24 protein-coding genes are annotated in these 22,300 nt (G+C 27.3%); 9 read left to right on the top strand and 15 right to left on the bottom strand.

What is annotated here, in order from left to right:
* Nucleotides 1-17: 17 nt before the first annotated feature.
* From HMPREF9309_RS00230 to HMPREF9309_RS00210, 5 genes are read right to left on the bottom strand one after another with little or no spacing between them, the layout of a single operon-like run.
* The gene (locus tag HMPREF9309_RS00230) at nt 18-722 is read right to left on the bottom strand and encodes an ATP-binding cassette domain-containing protein (RefSeq protein ID WP_016645899.1); all 705 of its coding nucleotides are present in this window, start codon (nt 720-722) and stop codon (nt 18-20) included.
* Entirely contained in the window at nt 715-1,386 is a 672-nt protein-coding gene (locus HMPREF9309_RS00225; protein ID WP_016645898.1) for an ATP-binding cassette domain-containing protein, read from the bottom strand. Before HMPREF9309_RS00225 ends, HMPREF9309_RS00230 begins: the two co-directional genes overlap by 8 nt.
* Nucleotides 1,383-2,162 (bottom strand): ABC transporter permease, encoded by a 780-nt coding sequence (locus tag HMPREF9309_RS00220; protein ID WP_016645897.1) that lies wholly within the window; start codon nt 2,160-2,162, stop codon nt 1,383-1,385. The genes HMPREF9309_RS00225 and HMPREF9309_RS00220 overlap by 4 nt, the downstream gene beginning before the upstream one ends.
* Entirely contained in the window at nt 2,152-3,096 is a 945-nt protein-coding gene (locus HMPREF9309_RS00215; protein ID WP_016645896.1) for an ABC transporter permease, read from the bottom strand. The genes HMPREF9309_RS00220 and HMPREF9309_RS00215 overlap by 11 nt, the downstream gene beginning before the upstream one ends.
* Complete coding sequence (locus tag HMPREF9309_RS00210) at nt 3,093-4,625, bottom strand: ABC transporter substrate-binding protein (RefSeq protein ID WP_016645895.1); 1,533 nt, start codon at nt 4,623-4,625, stop codon at nt 3,093-3,095. The genes HMPREF9309_RS00215 and HMPREF9309_RS00210 overlap by 4 nt, the downstream gene beginning before the upstream one ends.
* Before the next feature lie 110 nt (nt 4,626-4,735).
* On the opposite strand from HMPREF9309_RS00210, the gene HMPREF9309_RS00205 reads away from it, so the two are divergent.
* The 4 genes from HMPREF9309_RS00205 to HMPREF9309_RS00190 are packed head-to-tail and all read left to right on the top strand — an operon-like array spanning nt 4,736 to nt 8,850.
* Complete coding sequence (locus HMPREF9309_RS00205; RefSeq protein WP_016645894.1) at nt 4,736-5,380, top strand: hypothetical protein; 645 nt, start codon at nt 4,736-4,738, stop codon at nt 5,378-5,380.
* A 9-nt stretch (nt 5,381-5,389) separates the two neighbouring features.
* Nucleotides 5,390-6,529, top strand: a complete 1,140-nt coding sequence (locus HMPREF9309_RS00200) for a toxic anion resistance protein (RefSeq protein ID WP_016645893.1) — start codon at nt 5,390-5,392, stop codon at nt 6,527-6,529.
* Between the two features lie 3 nt (nt 6,530-6,532).
* Nucleotides 6,533-7,621: an LVIVD repeat-containing protein gene (locus HMPREF9309_RS00195; RefSeq protein WP_016645892.1), complete on the top strand. Its 1,089-nt coding sequence runs from the start codon at nt 6,533-6,535 to the stop codon at nt 7,619-7,621.
* Nucleotides 7,618-8,850 (top strand): hypothetical protein, encoded by a 1,233-nt coding sequence (locus HMPREF9309_RS00190; RefSeq protein WP_016645891.1) that lies wholly within the window; start codon nt 7,618-7,620, stop codon nt 8,848-8,850. The genes HMPREF9309_RS00195 and HMPREF9309_RS00190 overlap by 4 nt, the downstream gene beginning before the upstream one ends.
* Here HMPREF9309_RS00190 and HMPREF9309_RS00185 read toward each other — a convergent pair.
* From HMPREF9309_RS00185 to rdgB, 6 genes are all read right to left on the bottom strand, one after another.
* Nucleotides 8,839-9,369, bottom strand: coding sequence for a hypothetical protein (locus HMPREF9309_RS00185; protein WP_016645890.1), 531 nt, complete (start codon nt 9,367-9,369; stop codon nt 8,839-8,841). The two genes, HMPREF9309_RS00190 and HMPREF9309_RS00185, sit on opposite strands and share 12 nt — an antisense overlap.
* A gap of 11 nt (nt 9,370-9,380) precedes the next feature.
* Complete coding sequence (locus HMPREF9309_RS00180) at nt 9,381-10,118, bottom strand: amino acid ABC transporter ATP-binding protein (protein WP_016645889.1); 738 nt, start codon at nt 10,116-10,118, stop codon at nt 9,381-9,383.
* A 2-nt stretch (nt 10,119-10,120) separates the two neighbouring features.
* Nucleotides 10,121-13,156 carry an Eco57I restriction-modification methylase domain-containing protein gene (locus HMPREF9309_RS00175; protein ID WP_016645888.1) on the bottom strand — a complete coding sequence of 1,012 codons (3,036 nt, stop codon included), beginning with the start codon at nt 13,154-13,156 and terminating at the stop codon, nt 10,121-10,123.
* Nucleotides 13,156-13,812: an amino acid ABC transporter permease gene (locus tag HMPREF9309_RS00170; RefSeq protein ID WP_016645887.1), complete on the bottom strand. Its 657-nt coding sequence runs from the start codon at nt 13,810-13,812 to the stop codon at nt 13,156-13,158. The genes HMPREF9309_RS00175 and HMPREF9309_RS00170 overlap by 1 nt, the downstream gene beginning before the upstream one ends.
* Nucleotides 13,805-14,452, bottom strand: a complete 648-nt coding sequence (locus tag HMPREF9309_RS00165; RefSeq protein ID WP_034907721.1) for an amino acid ABC transporter permease — start codon at nt 14,450-14,452, stop codon at nt 13,805-13,807. The genes HMPREF9309_RS00170 and HMPREF9309_RS00165 overlap by 8 nt, the downstream gene beginning before the upstream one ends.
* Nucleotides 14,453-14,543: 91 nt before the next feature.
* A complete protein-coding gene (gene rdgB / locus HMPREF9309_RS00160) occupies nt 14,544-15,152 on the bottom strand; it encodes an RdgB/HAM1 family non-canonical purine NTP pyrophosphatase (protein WP_016645885.1) in 609 nt (202 codons plus the stop codon).
* Between the two features lie 102 nt (nt 15,153-15,254).
* Between rdgB and HMPREF9309_RS00155 the strand changes: the two genes are divergently transcribed.
* Genes HMPREF9309_RS00155 through crcB form a run of 3 tightly spaced genes read left to right on the top strand, consistent with a single transcriptional unit; the run spans nt 15,255 to nt 17,597 of the window.
* Nucleotides 15,255-16,562, top strand: coding sequence for an MFS transporter (locus HMPREF9309_RS00155; protein WP_016645884.1), 1,308 nt, complete (start codon nt 15,255-15,257; stop codon nt 16,560-16,562).
* Nucleotide 16,563: 1 nt separating this feature from the next.
* On the top strand, nt 16,564-17,238 hold the full coding sequence (locus HMPREF9309_RS00150; RefSeq protein ID WP_016645883.1) for a lysophospholipid acyltransferase family protein: 675 nt from the start codon (nt 16,564-16,566) through the stop codon (nt 17,236-17,238).
* A 2-nt stretch (nt 17,239-17,240) separates the two neighbouring features.
* Nucleotides 17,241-17,597: a fluoride efflux transporter CrcB gene (crcB, locus tag HMPREF9309_RS00145; protein ID WP_016645882.1), complete on the top strand. Its 357-nt coding sequence runs from the start codon at nt 17,241-17,243 to the stop codon at nt 17,595-17,597.
* Between the two features lie 5 nt (nt 17,598-17,602).
* On the opposite strand, the gene HMPREF9309_RS00140 is transcribed toward crcB, so the two are convergent.
* Entirely contained in the window at nt 17,603-17,794 is a 192-nt protein-coding gene (locus HMPREF9309_RS00140) for a YgaP family membrane protein (protein WP_016645881.1), read from the bottom strand.
* 96 nt (nt 17,795-17,890) lie between these two features.
* On the opposite strand from HMPREF9309_RS00140, the gene HMPREF9309_RS00135 reads away from it, so the two are divergent.
* Together HMPREF9309_RS00135 and HMPREF9309_RS00130 are read left to right on the top strand one after the other, a co-directional pair.
* Entirely contained in the window at nt 17,891-18,862 is a 972-nt protein-coding gene (locus HMPREF9309_RS00135; RefSeq protein WP_016645880.1) for a tetratricopeptide repeat protein, read from the top strand.
* Nucleotides 18,852-20,000 (top strand): aminoacetone oxidase family FAD-binding enzyme, encoded by a 1,149-nt coding sequence (locus tag HMPREF9309_RS00130; protein ID WP_016645879.1) that lies wholly within the window; start codon nt 18,852-18,854, stop codon nt 19,998-20,000. The genes HMPREF9309_RS00135 and HMPREF9309_RS00130 overlap by 11 nt, the downstream gene beginning before the upstream one ends.
* A gap of 26 nt (nt 20,001-20,026) precedes the next feature.
* On the opposite strand, the gene HMPREF9309_RS00125 is transcribed toward HMPREF9309_RS00130, so the two are convergent.
* Genes HMPREF9309_RS00125 through HMPREF9309_RS00115 form a run of 3 tightly spaced genes read right to left on the bottom strand, consistent with a single transcriptional unit; the run spans nt 20,027 to nt 22,288 of the window.
* Nucleotides 20,027-20,641 carry a CPBP family intramembrane glutamic endopeptidase gene (locus HMPREF9309_RS00125; protein WP_016645878.1) on the bottom strand — a complete coding sequence of 205 codons (615 nt, stop codon included), beginning with the start codon at nt 20,639-20,641 and terminating at the stop codon, nt 20,027-20,029.
* Entirely contained in the window at nt 20,641-21,840 is a 1,200-nt protein-coding gene (locus HMPREF9309_RS00120) for a molybdopterin molybdotransferase MoeA (protein WP_016645877.1), read from the bottom strand. Before HMPREF9309_RS00120 ends, HMPREF9309_RS00125 begins: the two co-directional genes overlap by 1 nt.
* A gap of 1 nt (nt 21,841) precedes the next feature.
* Nucleotides 21,842-22,288, bottom strand: a complete 447-nt coding sequence (locus tag HMPREF9309_RS00115; RefSeq protein ID WP_016645876.1) for a molybdopterin synthase catalytic subunit — start codon at nt 22,286-22,288, stop codon at nt 21,842-21,844.
* Between the last annotated feature and the right edge of the window lie 12 nt (nt 22,289-22,300).

The raw sequence follows: 22,300 nt of genomic DNA, 5'->3' as shown, positions 1-22,300 counted from the left end.
TACAGCTTTAAAATTTTTTAATCTTGGCTAAATTTATCCAAAATTTCACTATTTTGAAGGTCGCTAAATTTGCCAAAAAATATCACCTTTCCTTTTTCTAAAATAAGGACATTTTTTGAAATTTCTTTTGCAGCTTCTAAATCGTGAGTTATAAAAATAATGCTTTGTTTTAATTTTTTTAAAACATTTAAGACTGAGTTTTTGTTTTCCTCATCAAGTCCAGCGGTTATTTCATCACAAATTAAAATATCAGGTTTAATTAAAAGAGCTTTTAAAATGCCTATTCTACTTGCCTCGCCACCGCTAATTTCGTGAGGAAATTTTTGTAATATTTCTTGATTTAAATTTAAAGTTTCAAATAAATTTTTTACATCGTTATCACTAAATTTTAAATGCAAGTATTTTTTTAGTAAATTTATACCTGTTTTTATCCTTAGTGTCGGATTTAGGCAAAGTTTTTGAGTTTGCATGATAAGTGAAATTTTTTTATTTAGATTCTTGTTTTCTCCATTTAGTAAAATTTCGCCATTTGTTGGCTTTTCTACTGCACTTAACAAATTTGCTAATGTGCTTTTTCCACTTCCACTAACGCCTAAAATTGCTAGATTATCTCCATTTTCAAGGCTGAAATTTATATCATATAAGACTTGAATTTTTTCTGTTTTTTTGTTTATGTGCTCTTTAAAATCATAAAATTTATCAACATTTTTAACTTCAAGCATTTTTTAAAACTCCATTTTGCATCGTATAAAACTCATCTGCCACTGCATTTGCCACATTTTTTTGATGAGTTATAAATAAAATTTGAAGTTCATCTTTAAGAGAGTTTATGATTTTTACTATGCTTTTTTGATTTTGTGCATCAAGGCTTGCTGTTATCTCATCACAAATCAAAACTTTTGGTTTTAGACAAAGTGCTATTGCAATTTGCACTCTACTTGCCTCACCGCCACTTAATTCATACGGAAATTTATGCCAAAGCAAATTTAAATCATCAAATAAAAGCTTTTCAAGAACTTCAAAAGCCTCTTTTTTGGGCTCACTTATGCGGTCTTTAAGATATAGAAAAAAATTATCTCCAACATTTAAAAGTGGATGAAAACTTGCCTTTGCGTTTTGAAAAACAAGAGCGCAAATTTTACTTCTAAACTCTCTTAGTTTTTCGCCATCTAAAGATAAAATATCATTTTGAAAAACACTAAATTTATCTGCACTTAGCTTAAATTCATCATCAAAAAGCTTAATAAAACTTTTTGCAAACATTGACTTTCCAGCTCCACTTTCGCCCATTATACAAACACAGCCATTTTTTTTCATTGTAAAATCAATATTTTTTAAAATTTGCACTTTTTTATAAAAAAGATTTAAATTTGAAATTTCAATCATATCTTTATGCCTTTATCATCTGGCGTTATGGAAACTATGCAAAAAATTAGTAAAAATAGCATAAATCCAGGAAAGAATGCAACCCACCAAGCCCCCATAAAAAGAGCATTTGTGCTTTCATTTATCATTAGTCCCAAACTTATCATATTCAAATCCCCAGCCATTCCAAAAAAACTAAGTGTGGCTTCGTGTGAAATCGCATGAGCTGAGTTTATGGCAAAAAGCGATAAGAAAAGTCCCTTTAAATTTGGCAATACTTCATAAAATAAAACCTTAAATTTACTAGCTCCAAGGCTCATTGATTGGATTATAAATGGTGATTGGTAAAGTAAGTTTATGCGACCTATAAAAACTTTTGCTGAACTCATCCATGAAAAAAGTGAAATTACTAAAATTATACTTATAATCCCACCGCCAGTAATTGAGGCAAAAGTTAGAATAAATAAAATATTTGGTATGCTTAAAAACGCATCAATTCCGCTTTGTAAGCTATTTTGTAAAGGTTTTATAAGACTAAGTGAAGCGTATAAAAATGCAATTATTGTTGCGATAAATCCGGCAATTGTTCCTATTATAAGTGAGTTTTTAAGCCCATAAAGTGTTCTTGAGAAAATATCTCGCCCTAAAAAATCACTTCCAAAAAAATGAGTTGAATTAGGCGCTAAATTTGTGTTAGAAAAATCACTTAAATTTGGATTAAAAGGTGCTATAAAGCTTGAAAAAACAGCTAAAATTACTAAAATTATAGTAATAAAGAGTATGATTTTATTTCGCATAGTTTCTCTTATCAATTAAAATTGCTATAATTTCAGCCGCTAAATTTGCCAAAATTACAAAAATAGCACTTAGTAAAATAGCTGCGAGTACTACAGGATAGTCTTTTGCTATTATTGATTTAAGTGCTAACTCTCCAATGCCAGGATATGAAAACACACTTTCTATGACATAACTTCCTGCAAAAACACCACCTATCATAGTCCCAAAATATCGCACAATATCACTCATTGAGCTAAACAGTGCAAGACGGTAAATTTGAATATTTTTTATCCCTCTTGCATAAAGAGTTTGGATAAAATCTGTGTTTAGGTTTGAGATTATAATATCTCTTATAAATTTAACACTTGTAGCAAGATGTGGTAAAACAATCGCAAAAATAGGTAAAATAACATGTTTTAGGCTAATTCCACTAACACCAAGATAATTAGCTCCTGAGCTTGGAAGAAGACCTAAAGCTATACTAAAAACATAGATAAATATTAGACCTAACCAAAAATTTGGCATACACATTAAAGAAAAAGTTGTTAAATTTATAAAAGTATCAATAAATTTATTTTTAAAAACAGCGCTTATTAGTCCTAAAATAAGCGAAAATACAAATATAAAAAATGACGCAAAAATTAATAAAACAGTGCTATTAACAAGCCTTGTTTTAAACATTTCATAGATATCTTCACCACTTACAAAACTTTTTCCAAAGTTTAAATTTAAAGCATTTTTAAGCCAAGAAACATACTGCGTAATAAGACTTTTATCTAGCCCTAAATTTGCTAAAATTTGATTTTTCATAGCTTGCGACATAGCTTCAGGACGTGAAAACATCGCACTTGTTACATCGCCTGGTAAAAAATAAAGCAGTGAAAAAACTAAAAATGATAAAACAAAAAGCAGCCCAATGCTATAGGCTGCTTTTTTTAAGATTAAACTTATCAATTTTTAAAGTTCCACTCTTCTAAATTCCATAAAAATCCTGCACCATGGTGACCTAAAATTTGTGTTTTTATGCCAGTTAAATTTTTATTATATGCTAGATTGTAGTCTAGATATGCGATAAAAATATAAGGAGGATTTTCATAAAGCGCATCTAAAAACTCCTTATAATAAGCTTTTCTTTCTTCTAAATCCCCAGTGCTTCTTGCTTTTTTAAGAGCTTCATCTACTTTTGCATCTTTGTAGTGACTATAGTTCCAGCCGTTTTCATTTATATCACTGTCTGCAAAGCCTCCAAAAATTCTATATGTGTGAAAGTCAGGATCAAACGGACTTCCCCAGCCAATTAAAAAGCTATCAACTTTGCTTATTTTAAATGCAGTTTTTGGCTTTGCAAAAGCTTTTGCATCAACGCCGTATTTATTTAACTCAGAGCTTATAACTTTTGACATAGCAACTCTTAAAGGATCTGAGTTAAAGCTGTAAATTTCAAAACTTAAAGTTTTGCCATCTTTTTCATAAATGCCTTTTTTGTTCTTTTTCCAACCAGCTTTTGTTAAAATTTCATCACCTTTTTTAGGGTTAAATTCATAAACTTTATCGCTTTGTATGTAGTTTTGGATTGGGTTGTTTGCTACGCTTCCGTGAGTGTGAAGCAAAGTTTTTACCATATCATTTTTATCTATAAAATAATTTAGCGCAACTCTAACATCTCTATCTTTTAAAATTTCATTATTATAGTTAAACATCAAAGCTCTATAATCAGCACTTTTAAACTTTAAGATATTTAAATTTTTGCTATTTTTAGCCATTTGGACACCGCTAAAATCAATCAATCCCGCATCAAGCTCACCGCTTTTAAGTTGCATTAATCTAACATTTGCATCAGGAACTACTTTTAAAAATACTTTTTTAATTTTTGGAGTGCTTTTATAAAATTTTTCATTTGCTACAAATTCTATACTCTCACCTTTTTTCCAATTTACAAATTTATAAGGTCCTGTTCCGATAGGATTATCGTTAAATTGATAAGTTGCTATATCTTTGCCTTCTAGTAAGTGTTTAGGAAGCACACCAAAGCTTAGCGCATCTAAAAATGGTGGAAAAGGTGTATCAAGTGTAACTTTTATCTTATAATCACCCAAAATCTCAACATCTTTTACCATTTCATAGTTTGCAATAGCAGGTGCATTTAGTTTTTTATCTTTTGCACTTTCTATTGTAAATTTAACATCTTGGGCGGTAAATTTAACTCCATCATGCCAGTAAGCATCATCTCTTAAATCAAATGTATAAGTTAGTCCATCTTTGCTTACTTCCCAACTTTTCGCAAGATCAGGAGTTACTTTTGTATTTTCATCGTGTTTTGTAAGACCTGAAAAAAGTAGGCTTAAAGCTGGATCGTGATCCTCATCATATAAAGGATTTAAACGGCTCGATTCGTTTTCGATCCCAACAACTAAAACATCTTTTGCTAAAGCGAAATTTAGAACAAAAGATATTAGTAAAAAAAGCTTAAAAATATGCTTCATTTCATATCCTTTTTAAAAAATTAGCATATTATAATATTTATTTAGTAAAAGTATTATTAAAGTAAAGCTAATTTTTGCTATAATTTCATTTAAAATTTATTAGGAGTGATATGTTTGATATAGTTTTATATTTTCTAAGGAAAAACCCAATTTTCTTTTATACATTTTTACTAATTTTTTTGCTTATTTATAGCTATTTTTTGGGTTTTGTTATGTTTGATATATCAAACGATTTTTTAAATGATTTATTTTTTGTTTTGGCTATTTTTTTATTTTTTTGGTTTTTAGCTTTTTATTTTAGTTTTTATAAAAAAAAAGAAATTTATATTTTAGAGTATGAAAAAGAAAAATTTGATTTTTTAAAAAATGTTATTATAGATGAGTACTCGTTAAAAAAAGACAAAAATATTTTTGAAAAAATAGAAACTATAAAAATTTTTGTTAATAGACATTTTCATAAAAAAAGCCTATTAACTTTTAAAATTTTAAAAGTTATAAATCAAACCTTAAGCGTTTATATAGAAAATTTAAAAGAAGAAAAAATGATAAAAAAAGCAATATCATCAACTTCAAATTTAGAAAAAACTAAATTTCTAAAATCAAAATTTAGTAAAATAAAAGAGCAAAACAATTCTTTGTTAAATATTTTAGATGAATATATTTTTGAACTTGGAAGTAAAAATTTAAATGATAAAGAGGTTATTTTGCTAGAATTTGAGTTAAAAAATACAATAGATTTGTTAAAAAATATATAAGGAATAAAAATGAATGACCTAGTAGCTTTGCTTCAAAACAGAGAAATTAACACTGAAAATTTGATTTTTAAAGACGAAATTAGTAAAAAACTTAAAGATGAAATTTCTAATAAAACAGTTGAGCTTTTAAAAAAATTGACAAACAAAAGTGAAGATGAGATAAAAGAAATTTTAAATATCATAACTAATGATGAGATAAATAAGCTTGAAAGCTCATCTGTGCTTCTTTCAAAAAGCTTGCTTGATTTTGAAAAAATAGAAGATAATAAAACAAACTCCATAAGCAGGGAAATTTTAAATTTAAATAATGAGTTTGAAAAAATAAATCCTAATAATTATAATTTTAAAGAAAATAAATTTTTATCATTTTTACCTTTTATAACAAAGCCAATTAATAGATATCTAAACAAATTTAAAAGTATTAAAGAAAATATTGATAATATTATTTTAAATTTAGAAAATGCTCAAAAACTCTTAAAAGAAGATAATATCACGCTTATAAATGATAAAAAAAATTATAAAAAAGTAGCTATTTCGCTTCAAAGAAAAAGTATAATGTTTCAAACACTGCTTGAATGCATAGAACAAAATTTATCAAATTTACAAGGTGATGAAAAAGAATTTTATGAAAAAAGTATAGTTTTAAATTTAAGTAAAAAATTAAGAAGTATTTATGAAATTTTAGCGGTTACAAGGCAAGGAATTTTTTCAACTAATATTTTAGTAAATACCAATGAAGAATTAATTGAAAATATAACAAACATTAAAGTTGTAACTAAAAGGGCAATTGAAATAGGCGTTTCTATGGCGGTTTGTTTGGAAAATCAAAAAAATGTAATTAATGTTGTAAATCAAACTAAAAATTTTACAAACGAACTTATTTTACAAAACTCAAACGCCATAAAAGACCAAAGTGCAACAATAAGCCAAATTTCAGGGGCTTCAACGCTTGATTTGGAAGTTTTAAAAACTTCATTTGAAAATATAAAAGAAGCTATAAATATAATAAATTTATCAAAAGAAGAAAGCTTAAAAAAACTTAAAAGTGAGATCAAAGCTTTTGAAGACTTAACAGCGAATTTTGAAGAAAAAATACAAAAACAAGAAAAAGAAAACGAGCTAAAAGAAAAGTTTAAAATAGAAGATTAAAAAATGAAAAATCAAAATAAAAGCTTTAAAAATAAAATTCTTTTTTTAGTTTTTTTAATAATTGTGATAACTCCACTTATTTTTATGGTTTTTAAATATGACAAGAACCAAGAAAAGGTAGTTAAGGTTGAGAAAAAAGAGATAAATTTTGATGGAAGCGATGAGTATATTTATAGAAAAGATTTTAAATCAAGTGTAAAAATTCCTTTTGAAGTGCGTAAAATGATTATTTCACACGATAAAACAAAGCTTTTTGCTTTGGGGCATGATAGAGACGGTTTTGCTGTTGTTGACATCTCTAAACTAAGTAATTTAAAAATAGAAAAAATTTATTATTATCCAAAGGCAAAATATAGCGTTGAAGATACAGACATGAAAGAAAGTAAAGATGGTAAATTTTTGTATCTTGTAAGCCCAAATTTAGGGGTTTTAAAATTTAATGCAAAAACTTATGAAATTGTTGGAAAATTTAGTGAAAAATTCATCTCAAAAATAACTTTACTTGATGATATTGCATTTTTAAAGCATAAAGATGGACTTTTTAGTTTAAATTTAAAAAGTATGGAAAAAATAGGAGAGTTTAAAACTTGCCAAAGTTACAATTTTATTGAAAAAGGCGATATTTTAGTTTTTGATAAAAATACTGCTTATATGAGTGATTTTTGTGGGCTTCATATTTTAGATATTAAAAATCCAGACAAAATAAAAGAAATTTCAGTTGCTAAAGATAAAATAAATACACCAATATCTTTAAAAATTTCACAGGATAAAAAAACTTTGTTTGAAAATAGTCTTGATGGTATTAATAAATATGATTTAAGCAATCCTTTAAAGCCTTTATTTTTGGATGAATATGTTACAAATGCTAGAGTTTATAATTTTCATTTAAGCAGAGGACTGATTTTGGCTAATAGAAACAAAGATGGAAAAGATGATGTTTTGGTGCCAGGACTTGATTTGTTAAATAGTGATTTTTTGGTTATAAAAAGTTATTTTATGCCAGAGGCAAGAGTTGTTGATGGAGTTATCTTAAATGATGAAATTATTTTTAAAATAGATGCTGGTTTTGATGCTTTTATAGGCACGATATGAAAAAATTCAAAAATAAATTTATATTTTTTATAATTTTAATTTTAATTGTTACACCTTTTTTAGTAAAAAAAATAGCAAATTTTCAAAATAAGCAAGATTTTAGTAAAAATACAACTTTTGTTGATGAAAATAATAGCGAATTTATCTATAAACAAAAATTTGAAAATAAAACTGCAGTCTGGAATAGGGAGTTTTCAAAAAATGGGTTTGACTACATATATCAAATTTCTAAAATAAATAATAATTATTTGTTTGTTGGTGAAAAAGAAAATAAAGGTTATGCTACTTTGTTAGATAAAAATGGATTAGAAATTCATCAGTTTAATTTTAGAAGTCATGGGCGTTCTTATGGGTGCTTGATGAGTGATTTTTTAATTTTAGGTGGAGATAACGAGGCGTTTTTAATAGATAGAAAAACTTATAAAAAGATTAAAAAATTTGAAAATTTTGACAAAGCTATCTGTTATGATGATTTTTTGATAGCAACTGATAAGAAAAATAGGCTTTATAAAATATCGCAAAATGGAAAAATAATTTGGGATAAGAAAGTTACAAAAAAGGATAATTTTGAGACGGTTTATACTTACTATGCAAACTCAGACTCCCCAAGACAAAATCGCATAATAAAAAATGAAATTTCGTATTTAAAAAAGCTTACAAAAAATAGTTTTTTAATAGTGCTTAATTATAAAAATTTACTTGAAATGAACTTTGATGGTAATGTTAGAAGCGAGCAAAATATTAATTATAGCTTTGAAGATGCGATGAAAATAGATAGTGATTTATTTATTTTGGCGTCAAATAACGATAAGCTTTATTTATTAAAAAATACAAAATTACAAAATAAGTTATTTGAAGATTTCATATTTTCAAGCCATTTAGCTAAATTTAAAGATGGTTTTATAACTGCTACTATGTCAAAAAATGGCGATAGAAATACACTATTTGTAATTTATTTTAACAAAAATGGAAAATTGATTAATAAAACTATACTTGACGATGAGGTAAGTCATAAGCAAAATTTAAATATATTTTCTATGCAAAATGAGGCTTTTTTAACTGGAAATCTTAACTATACCATAAAACTCCCACCTCAAAAAATAAAAGACAAAATAATTTCATTTAAAGAGTATAAAAGCGAGGCTTTTATTTTTAAAATAGATGAGAATTTTCTAATAAATAGTGAAAATTCTAATAAATTTCCAAAAGACAACCTTTTAAATTTGTAGTTTTGTTTTAAAAAATTTATTCCACGCAAAAATAAGATATAAAAATAAAATTGCCTTTAAGATTATAAATAAAATGTAGTTTTTATCCATAAAGATGGCAGTTAATGATATTATGGCGTAAAAAACGGAGAAGTATTTAAAGTCTAAAACAGAGCTTATTTTTGAAATTTCATCATAAATTTTATAAAAAACAAAAAAACCTAAAAAAGGCAAGATTATAACAATAACATAAAGCCAAATGTTTGGTTGTTCTGATATAAAAACCATCGCTGCAATAATGGAAAAGGCGATGTATAGAAAAATAAGAATTTTCAAATTTCTTATAAGATTGTTTTTTAAAAAGCTGAATGATTTTAGAGTTTTATACATAAAAACAAAACCAGAGATTTGCATTGTAAGTATTGTGTAAGAATTATCTAAAAACTCAAATAAGCCAAGATATCTAAAAAACCTTAAAATTTCAGCTGCGGCAAAAAATAAAACATAAGAATAAGCGTTGATTTTTAAATTTTCTACCATTTTTTTGCCATTTATTTTTTAAACTCAAACATATTTAAAAATTTCTTTGCGCGATCGGTTTTTGGATTTACAAAAAACTCCTCTGGTGTTGAAATTTCAACAATTTCACCTTTATCCATAAAGATAATTTTATCTGCTACCGCTCTTGCAAAAGCCATTTCGTGTGTTACGATAAGCATAGTTCTTCCCTCTTTTGCCAAATTTAGCATAACATCTAAAACTTCTCTAACAATCTCAGGATCAAGTGCAGCTGTAACCTCATCAAAAAGCATAATTTCAGGGTTCATGCAAAGACTTCTAACGATTGCAATTCTTTGTTTTTGTCCGCCTGAAAGCTCTCTTGGATAGGCATTTTCCTTATCTTTAAGTCCTACTTTTTCAAGCCAAAACCTTGCTTCATCCATTGCATCATCTTTGGTTCTTTTTTGAACTTTTAGTGGTCCTAAAATGATATTTTGCATAACATTTAGATGATTAAAAAGTTCATAACTTTGAAATACCATTCCCACTTTTTGACGAATTTCTCGCCATGAATTAAAGTTTTTATCTATTTTGGTGCCTAAAATTTGCATTGAGCCACCTTGTATGGCTTCAAGTCCATTAATACATCTTAAAGTTGTGCTTTTGCCACATCCAGAAGGTCCTAAGATAACAACAACTTCGCCCTTATTTACACCAAAACTAATGCCTTTTAATGCGTGGTTATCGCCGTAGTATTTATCTATATTATCAAGTTTTAAAATTTCCATTTTTATCTCATTTCATTTTCTATAAATTTAATCTCATCATCGCTTAAATCAAAAAGTTTATAAACTAAATCATCAGCATTTTTATCAAGTTTTGAAATTTTGCTTTGTAAATTTAAAACTTCATTTTTATCATGCATAAAAATTCTCTCCCACTGGTTTTTGAAATTTCGCTCATCGAGTTTATCTTTAAATTTAAGTTTTAAAGCTTTTGTAAATTCATCTATAAACTCATCAAATTCTAAAAGTTCAAAATTTTCAAGAGTTTTTGGTAGTTTGTCTAGTTTTAACTCAGTTAAAAAAGCATTTTTTGTAGTTTTTAAATTTTCATTTAAATTTAAAAGTTCATTTGCCAAATTTTCAAATTCACTCATTTTATCAGCTGGAATTTGTGGAATAGGGAGTCTTTCTATAAATTGTTTGGTATATCTTACGCCACTTCCCAAACTGATTGAAATTTGAAACATATACCACTCTAAAATTTTAGAATTTAAAACCAATAAAAGATATAAATTTAAAGGAGTCATTATATATGCACTATTTCCACAATAAATTCCTTGTTTAGCAACACTAAATTGTGATGAAGTTGCAATATCACTCCAAACTATTTTATCTTTTTCAAATTCGCCTAAATATGCACAATTTCTAAGATTATAAAGTGTTTTTCCTTTATCGGTTCGTTTTGAAAGTTTTGGTTCAAATTTATCAAGATAGTTTTTTAAAGTTGGATATTCATTTATATCGATAAAACTAAACTCATCATATCCGTTGTGAGTGTTTATCAGCCACAAATTCGCCCATTCAAAACTATATCTTTTTATATCTCGTCCTCTTAAAATCGGCTTTATTAAATTTGATGTTTTTTCTTTTTCATCTAAATTTTGGCAGCTGTTTAGTAACTCATCTCGGGTTTTTGTATCGATTATAAAAGCTTCATTTAATCCAGTTAAAATTCCTCTATAAATTTGTATATCCCAATTTTTAAGAGGAGTTCCTTTTTTTTCAAGTTTTGACTTTATGGAAATTTCAGTATTGTTTAAAAAAGAAAAAGTTTTTTTATCAAGTGAGCTTTGTAAGATAGAGTTTGGTTTTTCATCTAAATTTGTGCTAAATTTAAACTCATTATTTTGATTAATTTCTTTTTTAAAAACAGTTATAGCACTATCAACAGTGGCATCTTCAAAAATTTTAATTTCGTTAAAATCAACTATATTTTTAAAGCTTGTATTTTTTAGTAAAAACTCACGCAAATTTTCACCATATTTTGCACGAAAGAATTTATTAGAACAGATAAATCCTAAATATCCACTTTCTCTTAAATTTTTTATACCAAGTTCATAAAAATAAGCATATAAATCAGCAGTGCCATTATAAATTTCATAAATTTTTTCTAAAAAAGGTTTTTGGTCTTTTATGCGTTCTTGCCTAACATAAGGTGGATTTCCAATAACTGCGTCGAATTTAATATCTTTAAATGGAAAATCTAAAAGCGAGTTTGCGGTTTTTATGTTGTTACTTAAATTTGTAAGTTTTCTACCAACTTGGGCTGAGCGAAGCCATAAAGAAAGTTTTGCTATTTCAGTGGCTGCTTGGTTTATATCAACGCCATAAAGGTTGTTTTCTAAAATAGTAGTTTCTATATCAAACAGCCCAAGCGCATCTCCATCAAACTCACGCCTTAAATCATCGCAAAATTTATGCTCATTTATTAAAAAATTCATCGCTTCGTTTAAAAATGCTCCACTTCCACAAGCTGGATCTAAAATCTTTAAATTTAGTAAAAAATCTTTATAATCATAAATAATTTTTAGGTTTTCTAACTCTTTTTTAGTTAGTTTTTTTTGATTTTTAGGAAGTGGTAGGTTTTCTAAAATTTCTCTTTTAGGCTTGCAAATCTCACCTAAGGTTTTAGAAACGATAAATTTAGTAATAAACTCAGGAGTGTAAAAAATGCCATCTTTTTTTCTTTGGGATTTGGTTTTATCAAAACTACCTCCGTGAATGTTTGCAGTGATCTCTTCTAAGTCATTTAGGCTTTGCTCAAAAATATGACCTAAAATATTTACACTTATTTCACTTGCAAAGTCATATTGGCTTAGTTTTGATGCGTTTAGTGCATCATCATCAATTAATAAATTATCAAGTGCTTCATCGCTTGCAAAAAGTCCGCCGTTATAGGCCTTAATGCCAAGTTTTTCATCACCTTTATTTATAGCATTAAAGTAAAATTTATACATTTCATAAAGGCTGAAATTTGTATATTTTTGGTTTTTAAAGTCTTCTTCGATGGTTTTTATCGTGTTTGGTTTTAAAAGTGCTTTGTCTTCTGCAAATAAAATAAAAATAATCCTATCGCAAAGCTTTGAAGTGTGAGATAGAAGTTCGTGTTTGTTGATTTGTGGGTTATTAATAATCAAATTTTCAAATAAATTTAGTCTAAAATTTGAGTAATCTTTATAAAGCTTTTTTGAAATTTCGTTTTCGAAATTTAGTGATTTTTCTTTTAAGATAAGTGGAATTTGGTTTTTGATACTTTCAAAACTAAGAAGTAAATAAAACTTTTTAAACTCGTTAAAGTTCAAATTAAAAAGATCAAATTCTATAAATTCAACTTTTTTATCTATATAAAATCTCAGTTTAGCAAAATTTGAAATGATGATAAAACGTGAATTTGCGTGTGAGTTGTGATAGTTAAAGGCTTGATTTTCAACCTTGTTTAAATCTTTTGTGTTTGTATCTTTTAACTCTATAACGCCGATAACTTCGTTATTTACGATGATTACGCCATCTGCTTTTTTAGCGTCGGTTTCATTTTTCATCTCTCTTTTTAGGTTAAAATTTTCAGGATTTGTGGTATCAAGAGTATAGCCAAGAGCGTTTTCAAAAACATCTTTTAAAAAACCATCTTGATAGACTTCTTCTTTAAAAGTTTTTATTGCATCTTTTTTATCTTGAAATTTCTTAAACTCTTCATAGGCTTTTAAAAGCTTATTTTCATCTAAGTTTTTAATTGAGCTTTCAACAATCTTTTCTTGAAACATTAATTCCACCTATTTTCTAGAATTTTTGATAGCTTTGATACTGGATAGCAAATCGCAAAATATAGGAAAAATACAAATCCATATACGATTAAAGGGGCATAGTTATTTGTAAGTAAATTTAGCTCTATTATTTGTTGAGAGACTTTTAAAACTTCTACAACGCCTATTAAAACAACTATTGAAGTGCTTTTTATCATTCTGCTAAGTAGGTTTATAGCTCCTGGGATAAGGCGTCTAAGTGCTAGTGGGATTATGACATAAATATAAATTTGAAATTTTTTGAGTCCTAGGCTTGCTGCACTTTCAAAAGTGTGCTTTGGTATGCTTAAAACCGCACCTCTTACTAAATCCATCATTTCAAAAACACCCCAAATGCTAAAAACTACGATTGAAGCTGTTATGGCAGAAAAGGAAAAAATCGAACTTAGCCCAAAATAAACTATAAAAAGCCAAACAAGTTGTGGCATAATGCGGACTATTTCAAGACAAATTTTTAGTATTATATAAATAATTTTGTTTTTTGAACTCATCAAAACACCCAAAATAAGTCCGCCAATGAGTGATATTATGATAGAAATAAGTGAAATTTTAACTGTGATCCAAAGTCCAGCCATAAGACGTAAAAAATTTGTTTCATTTAGTATGACATCAAACATAGCTTAACCTTTTTTCTAAAAGTGTAAGAGCTAGTGAAATTGGCAAAATGATTATTAAATATGAAATAACTAGCATAAATAAAGCCTCATTTGTCATATAATAAATACCCATAATATCTTTTGCAGCATATACTAAATCCGCAAGCGCTACAACGCTAACAACCGAAGTTTCTTTTATTAAAAATATTATATTTGCAGAAATTGAAGCTAGGCTTATCCTAAATGCTTGTGGTAAGATGACATAAAAAATAACTTGATTTTTAGATAGACCTAAGCTTAAACCTGCTTCAACTTGGGCCTTTTCAACTGCTTCAAAACCAAGTCTAAAACTCTCAGCCATATAGCTTCCACCTAAAAAAGAAAGACCTATAACCGCACACTCAAATCCATCAAGTTTTAATCCAAGCTTTGGAAGAGCAAAATATAAGAAAAAAAGCTGTATCAAAAGTGGAGTATTTCTTGAAATTTCTATATAAATATCGCAAATTCTACTTAAAAGTTTAAATTTATGGGCTTTTATCCATGCTATAAAAAGTCCAATTATTATACTTATTGATATACCTAAAAATGCAAGTTTTATCGTTAAAATAGCCGCTTTAACAAACATCGGCGAAAACTCTTTTATAAACTCAAAATCCATAAATTCCATCTAATCCTTAATAGTTTTATCACAAAAATAATTTAGACTATTTTAGCCTTATTTTCTTAAATTTAATAAAAATAAATTAAATTTAGTATCTTTTTTCAAGCACTTTTAAGATATGTTTCATAAGCTCCAAACCCCTGCTTCTATGTGAAATTTTAAGTTTTGTTTCTTTGTCAATTTCACCAACAGTTTTATTAAATCCATTTGGAATAAACATAAAGTCATACCCAAAACCGTTATTTCCTCTTTCTTCATTTATGGCAAATCCATGCATGAATCCATGAGTTGTATAATCTCCAAATTTTGAAGATATTGCAATACAGGCTGTGTAAAATGCTGGTGTTTTGCTTAAATTTAAAGCATTTAATTCATTTATTAGTTTTGTTCTATTGCTTTGATCTGTTGCGTTAATGCCAGAAAATCTAGCTGAGTAAATTCCTGGTTTTCCACCTAAAATAGGCAAGGAAATTCCACTATCATCACTTAAAGTAATAAAATCATTAATTTGCTTTTTATCTAATGCATTAAAAATAGCCTTTGACTTAATAAGTGCGTTTTCTTTAAAAGTTTTTCCAGTTTCTTCTATCTCAAAAGGTGTTAAAATTTCATTTAAAGCATAAATTTCATAAGTTTTTAAAAAATCTTTTATCTCTTTTACTTTGTCCATATTGTGCGTTGCTAGGATTATTTTCATAAATTTATTCCTTTTTTAAAAAATAAGTTCTAATTTTATCTAAATTTTTAATTCATTTTAAGAGTTATGATAAAATAGGCGTTTTTAATTTAAGGAAATTATATGTTAAAAACTGTTTTGTCGCTATCATTTGTTGTTGGAAGTAGGTTTTTTGGACTTTTTATAATACTTCCAGTTTTTGGACTTTATGCTTCAAATTTAAACAATTCAAACACAATGCTTGCTGGAGTTGCGATAGGAATTTATGCGCTTATGCAGATGATTTTTCAAATTCCATTTGGTGCTATGTCTGATAAATTTGGTCGTAAAAATGTGATGAGTTTAGGGCTTGTTATTTTTATCATAGGTTCGCTTATTTGTGGCTTTACAAATGATATTTATTGGATGATTTTTGGTAGATTTTTACAAGGAAGTGGGGCAGTTGGATCTGTGGCTATTGCTATGATAAGTGATTTTACAAGTGAAGAAAAAAGAGGCAAAGCAATGGCGATAATGGGCATGATGATTGGCACTGCTTTTGGATTTTCGATGGTTTTAGGACCTTATTTAAGCGCAAGATATGGGCTAGGAGTTTTATTTCACATAAGCACAGCTCTAACGCTCATTTGTATTATTTTACTCTATACAACTGTGCCAGAAGAGATAAAAATTTCTTCACTTCAAAAAAAGGTTTCTATAATTGAAATATTAGTTCAAAAAGATTTAGCTTTGATGAATTTAACAAATTTTTTACAAAAAATGCTTTTAACAATGACTTTTTTTGTAATTCCAATTGTGCTTGTTACAAAACTTGGATTTATGGAAAAAAATCTTTGGATAGTTTATAGCATATCTATGGTTTTTGGCTTTATTGCTATGGGAATGGCTGGATTTATGGGTGAAAAAAGAGGGCTTTCAAAAATGATTTTACTTTTAGGGATTTCATTTTTTATATTCTCTTATGTTTGTTTTGTTGTGGCTAATTCTAAAACACTTTTTATAATAGGGGTTATTTTATTTTTCATAGGCTTTAATATGCACGAGCCAATTATGCAAAGTGCGGCATCAAAATTTGCAAAATCAGACCAAAAAGGAGCGGTTTTAGGTGTGTTTAACGCAGCTGGATATTTTGGAACATTTGTAGGTGGAATTGGCGGTGGTGTCATGCTAGAAAATCTTGGCATTCACTATTTAGCTGCTATAATTGCAATAATTTGTATAATTTGGTTTTTACTTTTAATAAGCCTTACAAATCCAGCAAATTTTAAAAATATTTATCTAAAAAATAGTGAAAATTTTGATTTAAGTAGTCTTGAAAACAGAGTTGGATTTATAGAGGCTTATAGAAAAAATTCTGAAATTGTGGTGAAGTTTAATAACAAATTTATAAGCGAAAATGATGTTAAAAAAGCTCTTAATATAAAGGAGTAAAATGGCTAAAATAAATGGTGTAATTTATGCTGTTTGGTGTTTTTTAAGTATAGCAGTTGTTGTTATTTTATTTTATATAGTTCCTAAAAAAAACTATAAAATTCGTAAAATTTGGGCAAAAATTCAAAGATTTGTAATTGGCTATAAAATAGAAAAAATTGGCGAATTTGATGAAAAAATAGATATGATTTTACTAAATCATAAAAGCATGCTTGATATTATCATTTTAGAAGAAATTTATCCTAAAAACCTAGCTTGGGTGGCAAAAAAAGAAATCGGAGATTTACCATTTTTTGGTAAAATTATAAAAACTCCAAAAATGATAGAAGTAGATAGAAAAAATAGCCGTTCAATTGTCTCTCTTATAAAAGATGTAAAAGATCGCTTAAGTAATGACAGAGTTATTGCTATTTTTCCAGAAGGAACAAGAGGGCGTGGCGAAAAAATGCTTAAATTTCAAGATGGCGCAAAGGTTTTAAGTCAAAAACTAAAGCTAAAAATTCAGCCAATTGTTTTAAAAGATACGCTTTATAATTTTGATGTGAAAGAAGTTAAAATTAGAAGTGGAAAAATAAAAGTAAATTGCCTTGAAATGATTGATTTAAGCAAGCCACAAGATGAAAACTGGTATAAAAATTTGCACGAAGTTATGCAAAAAACTTATGATGAGATGTAAAAATGAGCTTTAAACTTTTACTTTTAGTAGGATGTGGTGGGTTTTTAGGTGCTATTTTAAGATTTTTAATTAGTGCTTTTTGTTTTAAATTCATGCCTTTAAATTTTCCTTATGCAACATTGATAGTAAATGTGCTTGGTGGATTTTTAATAGGATATTTTACAAAAATGGGATTAAATTTAGAGTTAAAAAGCTTTTTAATAGCCGGATTTTTAGGAGCTCTTACTACTTTTTCAACTTTTAGCGTAGAAAACATAAGCCTACTTCAAAATGCCAAATATGGATTATGTCTTTTAAATGTAAGTTTAAGTTTAGTGCTTAGTTTTGGAGCTTGTTATTTAGCCTTAAAATTTAGCTAAAAAAGTTAAGCTGCTTTTTTCTTTTTTGCATCTTTTTTATATTTTCCAAGTAAAAAATAAATCGGACAAAGTTCACTAACACCACTTACTAGCGGTATCAAGCCTAAAAAACACCACCAAGTTGGATTTATAAGTCCAAAAATTAGCAAAATCAAAAACCCCAAAGTTATTCTTAAAACTCTATCTATAATATTCACAAATTTCACCTTTTAAAAATAATTTAAAAATTATATCCAATTTTAAGCTTATTTTATATAAAATGATAGCTTATAATAATTTTTAAAGGCATTAAGTTGAAAAAAATAATAATTGTTTTATTTATTGTGGTTTTAGCCATTTTTGGTTATGCGATATTTACCTCTGCGGATTCAAAAGATGTTTTGACCAAAAAAATATATTGTGTTTTTAATAAAGAAAAAAGTTGCTATGATTTAGGAGTTCATTTCTTAGAAGATAAAACTTATGATTTAAACTCTTCGATTGTGTTTTTTGATAAATCATGTAATCTTAACAACCCACTTGCTTGCAATCACTTAGGATATATTTATCAAATCGGTGCGACAAATAAACCAGATATTAATAAAGCAAAAGAGTATTATCAAAAAGGTTGTGATAAAGGTCTTGCGTTAGCTTGTAACAATAACGGTTATCTTTATGAATCAGTTGATAAAAATCTAAAAAAAGCTTTAGAGTATTATAATAAATCATGCGATCAAAACAACACTTTTGCTTGTAATCGCGCGGGCATTATTTATCAAGGTGATGAAAAAGACTTAGTAAAATCAATAAATGCTTTTATAAAATCTTGCAATAACGGAGATCCAACAGGTTGTAACAACTTAGCAGTGTTTTATCAAAATGGCGTTGTTGTTGAAAAAAATTTAAATTTAGCTGCTGAGCTTTATGCAAATTCATGCGAGGCAAAAAACTACACAGCTTGCAACAATTTAGCTATTTTTTATCAAAATGGTATTGGTGTTGAGCAAAATCCAGCAACAGCAATTAAACTATATGATTTAGCTTGCGCAAATAATGAGGGCTATGCTTGTTCAAATTTAGGATATTTGGTTCAAAACGGCATAGGAATTGAACAAAATATAGAGCTTGCTTTAAATCTATACCAAAAATCTTGCCAACTTGGCAATGAAACTGGTTGTAATATGCTTAATAGCCTAGCACAAGCAATAGAAGAGTTTAAAAAACAAAATAGAACTCAAACAAATCCTGAAACCAAAGAAGAGTCAAGTCCAGCAATTGTCAGATAAGACTATCATAATTGGCGGTGGAGTAGGCGGGCTGTTTTTAGCCGCACTTTTAAACTCCACCAACATAACTATTTTAGAAAAAAACTCATCACTTGGTAAAAAACTTCTTGCAAGTGGTGGAGGAAAATGCAATATCACAAATGAAAATATCTCTTTTAAAAAAGATTTATTAAAATATTATCTTGGTGATAAAAACTTTATAAATCAAATCATTTCAAATTTAAACTATTTAGAAGTTTTGGAATTTTTCAAACCTTTAAAATTTGAAAAAGTAAAAAACTCACAATTTTTTTGCAAAACTGGTTCAAAAAGTGTTTTAAATCATCTAAAAAGTAAAATCACAAATCCAAAAATTTATTTAAATACCGAAGTTTTTGATGTTGTAAAAAATGATGATATTTTTAAAATTTATACAAATAATGGAAATTTTGAATGTAAAAATTTAATAGTAGCAAGTGGTGGATTAAGCTGTCAAAATCTAGGAGTTAGCGATATAGGATATAAAATAGCTTCTAAATTTAGTCATGAAATTTCTACTTTAAATCCAGCATTAGTTGGTTTTAGCGTTCAAAAAGATGAGTTTTGGTTTAAAAAAATAAGTGGAGTTTGTTTTAGCGCTAAGGCAAAAATACTTCAAAATAATAAAGTTTTAAGTGGTGATTTGCTTTTTACTCATCGTGGCATTAGTGGGCCTTTGATGATGAATGCTTCACTTTTTTGGCAAAAAGGAAAAATAAGTATTAACTTTTTACCAAATTTTGATTTTGATAAATTTAAAAACTCAAAAAAACAAATTACTTCTATTTTACCACTGCCAAAAAGCTTTATTAAAGAGTTTTTAAAAAAATCAAATTTAGAAGATAAACAGTTTTTTAAACTCTCAAATTTAGAATTTCAAACTTTAAAAAAACTACAAAACTATGAGTTTTCACCTGCTGGAAATTTTGGATATAGCAAAGCTGAGATAACAAAAGGTGGGATAAAAACTGATTTTATAGATGAAAATTGTCAAAGTAAGCTTGTAAAAAATCTTTATTTTATAGGCGAAGTTCTTGATGTTGGTGGAATGATAGGAGGATTTAATATCCATTTTGCATTTGCTTGTGCAAAAGCTGTGGCAAATTGCTTAAAAAATTAAAATTGTTTTTAACATAGGTTAAAATTTTAATATCCATTGTAAAAGTAGTGTCCAAGTCCTATTGTAAAGATAAAATTTCCATAAAGAGAGTGCTCTACCCAGCAAAGCAGGGTTGAGTTTGATTTCAAATAAGTTTTTATAAATAAAATTCCACCAAAAAAACTAAAAATAACAGCTATTAAATTTCCATAAAGTAGATGCACAAGAGCAAATATTAAAGCATTTATAAAAATAAAGAAATTTTTATTTTTAAATAAATTAATATATCTTAATGTAAAAAATGTCCTAAATATAATCTCTTGAAAAAATGCTGATAAAATGGGGTAAAATAGCATTACTAAAATCCAGATATCTATTCTTTGTTTTGGTAGAAATAAAAAACTATTTCTTGAGAAAACAAAAGTAAAAATAGTTAAAAAAATGGATAAAATTAAAAATCTTTTAAAAATATCTTTAAACTCATCAAATTTAAAACCTTTAAAAAGATTTAAATTTGCTTTTTTTATATGATAAAACGCATATAAACTCCCAAGCCAAAGGACAAAAAACATATAATTTTTTGGTAAAATTTGCAGCATAAAAAGAGCTGGAATGAGTAAAAATATTATTAAAAGCTCAATATATAAAAAAACTTGTTTCATCAAAGCATCTTTAAAACTTTTACAACATCGCCTTTTTTATATCCATTTAACTCTTTTGGGATAACTAAAAGTGCAGCTTCATTATTTAAGTTATTTACAATTGCACTTGAACCATCTTTTTTGCCTTTTAAATTTACTTTTAAAACTCCGTTTTCATCATTGTTTAAATTACATGCACTAAATTCTAAAAATGGTGATTTTTTTATATATTCTTCATCTAAAACTGCATTTATATAGTGGTTTTTTGGCGCATTAAAAAAACTTTCAATTAAAATTCTTACATATAAAATGCACATTACCATTGCAGAAAATGGAAATCCAGGGAGTGCAAATATATATTTATCACCTGCTTTAGCTATTTTAATATGGCGTCCTGGCTTTATAGCCGCACCATTTATTAAAATTTGGCAATTTTTGCTTAAAACTTCTTTTACAAAGTCAAAATCTCCCATGCTAACGCCACCTGTTGTAATTAAAATATCACAAAAATTAAGTGAATTTAAAATTTCATTTTTTACTTCATTTTCTTCATCTTTTACAAGTGGTAAAATTATTGGCTCACATCCCATTAATTTTAGCATTGAAGCGATTGCTATGTGGTTTGAGCTTCTAATTTGAGCATCATTTTCAATCATCTCACCAAGATCTTTTATCTCGCTTCCACTAGATAAAACGCAAACTTTTGGCTTTATAAAAACACTTATATGAAATTCGCCAAGTTCTGCTAGAAGGGCTATTTCAGAATAGCTTAGTTTTGTGCCTTTTTTTATTAAAACTTCACCTTTTTTATAACTTTCACCAATTTTTCTAATGGCAAACCCTTTTTTAACTGGTTTTAAAATTTCTATAAAACCATCATCTACTTTTACATTTTCAACAGGCACTAAAGTATCGCTATTTTCAGGCATTAATGAGCCGGTGAAAGTTTTAATACATTCATTTTCTTTTAGGCTAGAAATTTCAAATTTTCCAGCTGGATTGCTTCCTAGAATTTTAAATTTTTTATTATTTTCATCAAATTTGATTGCATATCCATCCATGGCTGAGGTTTTAAATTTTGGATAGTTTTCTTTTGCAATGATATCGGTTGCAATATAGCGGTTTAGAGCATTTGTTATAGCAACTTTTTCTATTCTATTCCAAGGAATTATATTTTCTTTTAAAATTTCAAGAGTTTTATCATAATCCATAAATTCCATTTTATTCCTTTAAAAGCCCCGCACCAGCTAGTTTAAAAGAGCGATTTTTAGCATAAATTCGCTCACCATTTTTAACATCATATTTCCAAATAGGGGCATTTGCCTTAAAGTCTTCGACAAAATCATTAATAAGTTTTAAAGCAAGTTTTCTTTGTTTTGATGCTACTGCTGTAAAATATGAGCTTTCGCCAACTTTTACATCATCAAAAGAGTGAGCAAAAAAAAGTTTTACGCCATCATTTTTTAATCTTTCTTGCCAATTGTTAAACCAATTTTGTAAAAGTGCTTCATAAATATCAAAGCTAAGTGCTTCGACATTATCATCATCTCTAATAATTCCACTAAAAGTTATAAAAGCACCTAGATTTTTATCTTTTATTTCATCGTACCATTTTTTATAAAGAGCGTTTGTATCAAGCCCGCCTTTATAAATTTCTATTTTTTTCATAAAATTCCTTTT

Source organism: Campylobacter ureolyticus ACS-301-V-Sch3b, assembly GCF_000413435.1.
GTDB classification, from domain to species: Bacteria; Campylobacterota; Campylobacteria; order Campylobacterales; family Campylobacteraceae; genus Campylobacter_B; species Campylobacter_B ureolyticus_A.
The sequence above is the reverse complement of the archived record's forward strand: the minus strand, read 5'-3'. Positions and strand labels throughout refer to the sequence as shown.

Bases quoted from the DNA above. Each gene is read 5' to 3' on its own strand.
- rdgB (WP_016645885.1), bottom strand. From the start codon at position 15,152: ATGAAAATAATCCTAGCAACGCACAATATGGACAAAGTAAAAGAGATA.
- HMPREF9309_RS00200 (WP_016645893.1), top strand. From the start codon at position 5,390: ATGAATGACCTAGTAGCTTTGCTTCAAAACAGAGAAATTAACACTGAA.
- HMPREF9309_RS00225 (WP_016645898.1), bottom strand. From the start codon at position 1,386: ATGATTGAAATTTCAAATTTAAATCTTTTTTATAAAAAAGTGCAAATT.
- HMPREF9309_RS00180 (WP_016645889.1), bottom strand. From the start codon at position 10,118: ATGGAAATTTTAAAACTTGATAATATAGATAAATACTACGGCGATAAC.
- HMPREF9309_RS00150 (WP_016645883.1), top strand. From the start codon at position 16,564: ATGGCTAAAATAAATGGTGTAATTTATGCTGTTTGGTGTTTTTTAAGT.
- crcB (WP_016645882.1), top strand. From the start codon at position 17,241: ATGAGCTTTAAACTTTTACTTTTAGTAGGATGTGGTGGGTTTTTAGGT.
- HMPREF9309_RS00205 (WP_016645894.1), top strand. From the start codon at position 4,736: ATGTTTGATATAGTTTTATATTTTCTAAGGAAAAACCCAATTTTCTTT.
- HMPREF9309_RS00125 (WP_016645878.1), bottom strand. From the start codon at position 20,641: ATGAAACAAGTTTTTTTATATATTGAGCTTTTAATAATATTTTTACTC.
- HMPREF9309_RS00175 (WP_016645888.1), bottom strand. From the start codon at position 13,156: ATGTTTCAAGAAAAGATTGTTGAAAGCTCAATTAAAAACTTAGATGAA.
- HMPREF9309_RS00170 (WP_016645887.1), bottom strand. From the start codon at position 13,812: ATGTTTGATGTCATACTAAATGAAACAAATTTTTTACGTCTTATGGCT.
- HMPREF9309_RS00115 (WP_016645876.1), bottom strand. From the start codon at position 22,288: ATGAAAAAAATAGAAATTTATAAAGGCGGGCTTGATACAAACGCTCTT.
- HMPREF9309_RS00195 (WP_016645892.1), top strand. From the start codon at position 6,533: ATGAAAAATCAAAATAAAAGCTTTAAAAATAAAATTCTTTTTTTAGTT.
- HMPREF9309_RS00120 (WP_016645877.1), bottom strand. From the start codon at position 21,840: ATGGAATTTATGGATTATGATAAAACTCTTGAAATTTTAAAAGAAAAT.
- HMPREF9309_RS00210 (WP_016645895.1), bottom strand. From the start codon at position 4,625: ATGAAGCATATTTTTAAGCTTTTTTTACTAATATCTTTTGTTCTAAAT.
- HMPREF9309_RS00185 (WP_016645890.1), bottom strand. From the start codon at position 9,369: ATGGTAGAAAATTTAAAAATCAACGCTTATTCTTATGTTTTATTTTTT.
- HMPREF9309_RS00220 (WP_016645897.1), bottom strand. From the start codon at position 2,162: ATGCGAAATAAAATCATACTCTTTATTACTATAATTTTAGTAATTTTA.
- HMPREF9309_RS00230 (WP_016645899.1), bottom strand. From the start codon at position 722: ATGCTTGAAGTTAAAAATGTTGATAAATTTTATGATTTTAAAGAGCAC.
- HMPREF9309_RS00155 (WP_016645884.1), top strand. From the start codon at position 15,255: ATGTTAAAAACTGTTTTGTCGCTATCATTTGTTGTTGGAAGTAGGTTT.
- HMPREF9309_RS00165 (WP_034907721.1), bottom strand. From the start codon at position 14,452: ATGGATTTTGAGTTTATAAAAGAGTTTTCGCCGATGTTTGTTAAAGCG.
- HMPREF9309_RS00190 (WP_016645891.1), top strand. From the start codon at position 7,618: ATGAAAAAATTCAAAAATAAATTTATATTTTTTATAATTTTAATTTTA.